General features: G+C 35.6%; 5 protein-coding genes. All 5 read right to left on the bottom strand.

All coding sequences use genetic code 11. The annotated features are described in order from the left end of the window. The coding region (locus ABZA26_RS05605) for a peptidase U32 family protein (protein WP_372713534.1) at positions 1 to 934 on the bottom strand (934 nt) is incomplete at its 3' end. A gap of 150 nt (positions 935 to 1,084) precedes the next feature. After that, positions 1,085 to 1,678: a dephospho-CoA kinase gene (coaE, locus tag ABZA26_RS05600; protein ID WP_372713533.1), complete on the bottom strand. Its 594-nt coding sequence runs from the start codon at positions 1,676 to 1,678 to the stop codon at positions 1,085 to 1,087. Positions 1,679 to 1,799: 121 nt separating this feature from the next. Beyond that, the gene (locus ABZA26_RS05595) at positions 1,800 to 4,097 is read right to left on the bottom strand and encodes a GGDEF domain-containing protein (protein ID WP_372713532.1); all 2,298 of its coding nucleotides are present in this window, start codon (positions 4,095 to 4,097) and stop codon (positions 1,800 to 1,802) included. Positions 4,098 to 4,145: 48 nt separating this feature from the next. Next, positions 4,146 to 5,300: an ABC transporter substrate-binding protein gene (locus ABZA26_RS05590; RefSeq protein WP_372713531.1), complete on the bottom strand. Its 1,155-nt coding sequence runs from the start codon at positions 5,298 to 5,300 to the stop codon at positions 4,146 to 4,148. 222 nt (positions 5,301 to 5,522) lie between these two features. After that, positions 5,523 to 5,720 (bottom strand): hypothetical protein, encoded by a 198-nt coding sequence (locus ABZA26_RS05585; protein ID WP_372713530.1) that lies wholly within the window; start codon positions 5,718 to 5,720, stop codon positions 5,523 to 5,525. Positions 5,721 to 6,066 lie beyond the last annotated feature (346 nt).

Below are 6,066 nucleotides of genomic sequence, written 5' to 3'. Positions count from 1 at the left end.
GTATCAGTTCCTCGCTTATCTTTATCTCTTTTCCCTCTATACTTCCTATGCATTTCCCAAAATCAGAAGAATATCTGGAATTTATTATATTTTCCCTGTCTCCGTAGAAATATCCCTTGGAATATCCCCTGTTAAAGAGGTCTGAAGTTCTCTCCTTTAAATAAATCCCGTCTATAAGACTTTTATAGTAAGCTACGGTTTCAAATACATACTGAGGGCTCTTCATCCTTCCCTCTAATTTTATGGATTTCACACCTATATCTTTTAATTTTTTTATCTCTTCCTCTCCCATGAGCTGATCCTTAGGACTCAGAAAATATCCCCTGTCTCCCTGAGAAGTTTCGTACTCTTTCCTGCACGGCTGGGCACAGAGCCCTCTGTTCCCGCTTCTTCCTCCTATGAAGCTGCTTAGGTAGCAGTTCCCGGAGTAGGAGATGCACAGGGCACCTGAAACAAATATTTCCAGTTCTATATCTGTATTCTCCTTCACTGACCTTATCTCTTCAAAAGAAAGCTCTCTGGCCAAAACAACCCTGGAAAAACCGATTTTTTTCAGATAGTCCGCCTCTACATGGTTGGATACAGTCATCTGGGTGCTTCCGTGTATATCTATGTCTGGAAAATTATCTTTAATAAATCTAAATAGTCCGAGATCCTGAACGATTACTGCATCTAGTCCCCGTTCATAGAGAGCCTTTAGATTTTCATAAAGGGCTTCTATCTCCTTATCTCTCATTACAGTATTTAGGGTAAGAAAAACCTTTGTGCCTCTTTCGTGGGCATAATCCATAGCCTCCATATATTCACTGAGAGTGAAATTTTCAGCATTTCTCCTGGCTCCGAACCCTTTGATCCCCATATATATTTCATCAGCCCCTGCCTTTACAGCGGCATAAAATCTCTCCATATTTCCTGCTGGAGCCACTATGTTCATAACTTCTCTTCTCCTCTGTATCCGAATATAACATACCCTTGATTATATCACAGGGGATTTGATTTTGCAAAACTATGGTAACTTATACTTAACTAAAATATTACTATCTTTTGCATTGAAATTAAACTTGATTTGTCAGCTTCTTTTTTATTAAAATTTTTCCATTTCTATTTTTGAAAAAATATCCCTTATTTTTTCCTCTAGTTCATCGATGGTTCCGTCATTTTTTATTTTTATATCTGACCTTGCCAGTTTTTCTGACAGGGGCATCTGATTTTCTATTATATTTTCTGCATTCTCTCTGCTGCTTCCGTCTCTTTCCATTACTCTTTTTATCTGGGTCTCCCTGTCCACATACACCACTATTACCCTGTTACAGAGATTTTCCATCTTCGCTTCATAGAGAAGGGGTATATCAAAAACTAGCATCTCTCCAGTTATCATAGATTTTTTTTTCTCATCTTCAAATCTTGATATTACAGATGGATGGACTATGGAGTTTAGTAACTTCACTCTTTCCTTTGAGGAAAAAGCTATTTCTCTCAGTTTTGTCCTGTCCAGTTTCCCGTTTTTATTTAGTATCTCTTCCCCAAATTCCTCTACAATTTTATCAACTACATCTTTTGAATCCATGACTTCTCTGGCAATCAGATCAGCATCCACAACTCTTATACCCATCTCACTCAATATTTTAGATACTGTACTTTTTCCTGAGGCTATCCCCCCAGTCAGGCCGATTATCATCTGCTTCCTCCTAAATATAAGTTTAATTTTATCTTTGTCTTCCACCAAATTTCATAACTTTTAGTAAAAATTCGAAAATAGACTTTAGAAAAGGCACCCTACAGATTCCGGGTGCCTTTTTTTATCCCTCTACTCTGTTTCTTCCTCGCTCTTTTGCCTGATAGAGCATTTTATCTGCAGTCCCTATCAGATTTTCCATTTCATCTTCATCTTCCGGCATGGTAGATGCTATCCCTAGGCTGACAGTCACCCTGCCTCCGTGTTTGGACTCCACATGTTCTATACCCATGTCCTGGATATTTTTCTTTATATTTTCTGCCACAGTTCTGGCTCCCTCTATATCTGTATCCGGGAGGAATATTATAAACTCTTCCCCTCCGTAACGTGCCACAATATCTGAAGGTCTCTTACAGGATTTTTCCAGTTTTTCAGCAATCTGTCTCAGACACTCATCTCCTGCCTGGTGCCCGTAGTGATCATTATATAACTTAAATTTATCTATATCCAGCATAATAATAGAAACACTGTTTTTATTTCTCGAAGACTCCTTCCAGATTCTGGTGGACATCTCTTCAAATCCACGTCTGTTGTAAATCCCTGTCAGACTGTCTTTTAGAGAGAGGGTTTTCAGCTCATCCTGCATTCTTCTTATGTCTGTTATGTCTGTTATGGCCCCTATAACTCCACCTACTGCTCCGTCCTCATTATAAAAAATAGTTTTGTCAAAGATTAAAATTCTGGATTCTCCGTTTTTGTCTCTTATCTTATATTCAAATTTCTGAGGTATTTTATTTTTAAGAAGTTCTGCATCTTTTATTCTGGAGTACTCTGTAAATTTTTTTTCCCAAACTTCACAATAACATTTTCCAGTTATATCCTCTCTTTTCTTCCCTACTACCTCTCCAAAGGCTCTGTTGCAGTTTATAAATTTACCCTCTTTGTCTTGATAAAAGATAGGAAGAGGGACTGTGTCCAAAAGACTTTCCAAAAGTCTCTCTTTTTTTTCAGCCATTCTCACTGCTTCTTTGAGATTGGTGATATCTAGTATAACCCCTATAATCCCCATCTTCTCGCCCTTTGAATCTCTGAATATGGATTTATAAAATTTTACATCTCTTATTTCCCCGTCTTTATTAAATACCTTTGACTGGTATATCTGCGTCTCCCCTTTTTCCAGTATTTTGTCGTCTGCTTCTCTATATATCTCAGCCTTGTCTTCAGGTGCCACATCATATACCGTCTTTCCTGATATCTCTTCTTTTTTCACCCCTATATAATCTGCAAAGGCCTCGTTAACTCCCAGATACAAATGATTCTTATCCTTATAAAAAACAGGATTTGGTATGGCATCTATGAGGTTCTGCAGGAAAACAGCTTTTTCATTGATATTTTTCTCCCTTTCTAAAACCACTCTTCCCATGAGCCGGAATTTTCCTGCCAGCTCTTGTGTTTCGGATATTTCATAATTCAACATTTCAGGCATCTCTCCGGCAGATACTTTTTCAGAGATAAGTCTCAATTTATTCATGTCTTTTAAAAGCTTGTTCAGTGCAGAGTAAGAGATATAGATTATCATTAAGGTAAACAGCCCGATACCAAAAACTATCTGCTTATAAAAATCCCACATAAAAACAAAACTTCTACCTGCATCTTCTACTATTATGAGATTCCATCCTGTTTTTTCAATCTTTCCGTAGTTTTCTATTCTGTCAGATCTGCTGCCTCCTATTATATACTCTGATTCATCTGAATTTTTATTTTCAACTGAGGATATGTATTTATATTTAATCTCACTTTTCCTCTCAGAGTCCATATCCTCTATATCATAAAAAATTATATTTCCGCTTCTGTCCAAAACCGCCATTTTACTTCCTGTATTTTTTATACTTTCTTTCAAAACAATATTCAGTTCTTCGATATTTAAGTAGCATACAAAAATATTCCCTCCGAATCTTTTTGAAAGCATAATCTCATAAGTCCCGTCTAATGGAGAAATCATTACTTCTGACCAGCAGTATTCCTCTCCCTCTAGGGCTTTTTCTACAAATTCAAAGTTAGACATATCATAACCTGTACTTTCAGTTCCTTCAGAGGAATACATCACTATTCCTTCCAGATCCAAAACTTGAATTCTTTTGAAAAGTTTATAATTTTTTTCCGAAGTACTCAGATAATTATTTTTTTGTGAATCATTTATAAGCCCCTTTGAAAAAACTTCTCCTATCTGTTTTATCCCATCTTCATAGTGGGAAACAAAGTGGTTTACAATATTTATCACTGCACTGTTTCTTCTATCCACTCTCTCTTTTATACTGTTAATGGATATTATTATAGATGTACAGCTTATTATAAACATGGGAAGAATCACCATGAGAACTATTCTGTAAAATAAAAACTCCTTCAAGCCTGTTTTCTTCATTTTAATCCATCCTTAGTTTCAGATTTTAATTTCAGAATTTTCAGACAGTTATTCTTTTCTAAAATTCTGTTTTAACTCTACCTTTTGAAATTTTTTATTTTTTACCTGAAATATAAAAAGGTCTCTTTCAGCTTCTCCGTATTTATCAAACTTTCCAGGCTGTAAAAAATACTTTTCTGATTCAGGTGAAAGAACCTCTCTTTTTAGGTCCTCACTGCTGTAGGGCCCGACTTTTTCTACTGCATGGGCCAGAATGTTCAGACTTTCATACCCGTAAAGAGAGCCATTATTTGGGGCTTCCCTAAACTTCTCTGTATATTTCGTCTTAAAATTTTTAAATCTTTCATCCAAATAGATACCGTCTTTTCCAAAATAAGCATCATCATAATAAAGGGCCACGAATACTCCCTCTGAGTATTTTCCGCCGTAGGTTATAAAATTCTGATGAAATGCCCAGTCAGAAGCCAGTATCTGCATATCTTCCTTTATCTTTTTTATATCCTGTGTTATCTCAGCTGTATCTATTGGATTTGCTATTATCACTACTCCGTCTATCTCATCCTTCATGCCATAAAAATATGATTTTACTCTGTCAGATGTGGTTTTTACATAGACGGAATTTTCATTATCTGAGTCTTCTGTAAAGCTCTCTATGTATTCATCCTTGAAGGACGCTGTATAAGCTGAGTTTTTCTTATTATAAATAAGAAGTATTTTTTTCATCTCAAAGTAATTCTTGGATATCTCTGCCAGAGAGGTCGCATTCTTATTTACAGAGGGACTGATTCTTATGAAGTAGTCGTCCTTCCCAGAAAGTTTTGTGGTTCCCACTGTAGAGCTTATTATCAGTTTTTTTCTCTCATTACCTACTTCACTGACGGCTATCCCGGCCTCAGATAGTGCAGGTCCAAGTATGGCTACCACTCCTCCATCTATGAGTTCTGTCGCAGCTTTTTTTGCTTCTTCAGGGTCATTTTTATCATCTTTTATTATGAGTCTTACTTTCTTTTGGTAAAACTTTTTATCTCTGTTAAACTCCTCTGCAGCCATGACTATCCCGTTTAGCATTGATATACCAAGGCTGGATTCCTCTCCAGACAATGTGCTCACGACCCCTATACTTATTCTGTTTCTATCCTCTATCTCATTACATAAAAATAGTCCTGACAGGACCACCACTAAAATAATTATTCCTTTTTTCACAAAAGCACCCCTCTATAAGTAAAAATATTCAATCACAAAATTCAGATTAAAAAATTTAAAATACACTTAATTATATTTTATTATTCCACTAATAACAAGGTCTCGACGATAACTATAACAAGAATCAGAGTATTTTTTCATACTTTTTACAAAAGATCAAAAATATATTCCCTTTCCAAAATATTATCCAATAAAAAAATCTGGAAAAATTCCAGACTTTTTTTATAATTTAGTATGAATACTCCCTGTATCGCTGCATTTGCATCCTAGTATAATCTCTATGTTCTCTTTGTCTATATATCTGATTTCCCACCCAACGCACTCAGGATCGCCGTCATCAAACCTGACAACCTCTTTTCCTTGAGCTTTTAAAGCTTCCTCTGTAATATTTATGGATTTTAAAAATTCTTCTTTTGTCATATGAAGCACCTCCGCATTCAATAATTATACATTTATTATAACACCTCTATCTTTTTTACTCAAGTTTCAGATTAATATAAATTACTGAATTTACACAGAAGTCTGTTACTTTTCTCTTGACAGAAAAGTAACCAAAAGGTCAAGGCTGTGAAAAATCAGCTAAATGACCTTGAAAATCCAAGAAAAACTCGAAACTCACTTCGTTCAAACAGTCGATTTTTTCTAAGGATTTTACTTCGGTCATTCTTAACGCTGATTTTATCAATGCCACTTAAAGATTAGAATATTTAAATGCTTTTTAAAATCCTCAGAGTCTTTAAAATCTTCTACAGGTCTTGAAGTGCCT

This window comes from Ilyobacter sp. (assembly GCF_041583315.1).
GTDB lineage: Bacteria > Fusobacteriota > Fusobacteriia > Fusobacteriales > Fusobacteriaceae > Ilyobacter.
This window is presented reverse-complemented; position numbering and strand designations above follow the sequence as displayed.